This window comes from Nonomuraea sp. KM90 (genome assembly GCF_052246675.1).
Classification (GTDB): domain Bacteria; phylum Actinomycetota; class Actinomycetes; order Streptosporangiales; family Streptosporangiaceae; genus Nonomuraea.
On the sequence record NZ_JBQQCB010000364.1, the window covers coordinates 1 to 1,265 of the forward strand.

At 67.0% G+C, this 1,265-nt stretch carries 1 protein-coding gene and 1 pseudogene; both read left to right on the forward strand.

Translation table 11 applies throughout. The features are described 5' to 3' along the window. On the forward strand, positions 1-1,125 hold a 1,125-nt coding region (locus ACTWPW_RS64240), incomplete at its 5' end, for an ISAzo13-like element transposase-related protein (protein WP_443175050.1). Positions 1,126-1,138: 13 nt separating this feature from the next. Further along, a pseudogene (locus ACTWPW_RS64245) lies at positions 1,139-1,265 on the forward strand (transposase); the annotation flags it as partial.

Sequence of the window (1,265 nt, forward strand, 5' to 3'; positions counted from 1 at the left end):
CACCGGTTGTTCTCGCATATCACGATGAACTGGCGGGGACGGCCGTTGACCAGCCATCAAGTCGTCCTCAACACGATCGCGGCGACCACGACCTCGGCCGGGCTGAGGGTCGAGGCCGCTTTGGATCCCGATTCCTATCCGACCGGGGTCTCGGTCAGCCGCGACCAGCTCCAGGCTCTGCCCATCACCGCCCATTGCGAACGCGGCGCCTGGAACTACAGCATTGCCCCGAAAGGCGGGCAGGCTGTCCCGCTGCGTGCCGACCAGCGAGCCGCGGCCCGAGCACAGACCATGCAATTGCTCGCCAACCCTCGCCTGACCGGCATGAACAGCGACGAACTCGACGCGCTACGCGCCCGGCTCGCCCCGGCCCAGGAGGCCCGGGCCGAGCAACGCCGTTTCGTACTGCGCGGCGGCCGCCGGGTCGCCACCACCGGCCGCAGCCGAGCACTGCTCTCCAGCTCAGACGAGATCCTGATCACCGTCATCTATCTGCGGCAGGTCTGCCCGCAGAAAGTGCTGTGTGACCTGCTCGGGATCAACCCCGTCACGATCGGCCAGGCGATCAAAGCCACCCGGCAACTCCTGGACGAACAGAAGATCAGCATCACCCCGGCCGTCGTCCGCTACTTCACCCGAGCAGACGACCTACGCGCCTGGAACACCGGCACCGACCCGGCCTCGCACGTTCCGGCAAGCCCGACCCGTCATGCGTTGACCGACCCGAACCTGACCGGCATGAGCCGAAAGGCGCTGGACGCCATGCTCGAGAAACTGATCGTGCCCTACGCCGCCGCGATCGAACAGCGCCGCCACCGCAAACGCGGAGGCAACCGCCGCCCCGGCACCCGAGGCGGAGTGTTCCGGCAAAAGATCACTGACGGCGATCGGATCCTCGCCACGATCCTCTACCAGCGCCGCGTCTGCACCCTCGACACCCTCGCCGAACTGTTCAACATCAGCCGCAGCACCCTGTGGAACGCGATCAACGACGTCCTGCCCATCCTCAACAACCACGGCACCGCCATCACCCCCGCCGACCACCGCTACGCCTCGGCCGCCGACCTCCTCGCCTCGACCGACACACCACACGAGCATCCCGACCCAGGAAAACCAGCATGTTGATTCTTGGCGGCCACACCTGCTGCGCAACTCCTTCCGGTACGCCGCCCGCCAGGACTGGGACAAGATCGCACGTGCGCTCAAGCCCGTCTACACCGCCCCGACCGAGGAAGCGGCGCTGGAGCGGTTCTACGAGTTCTCCG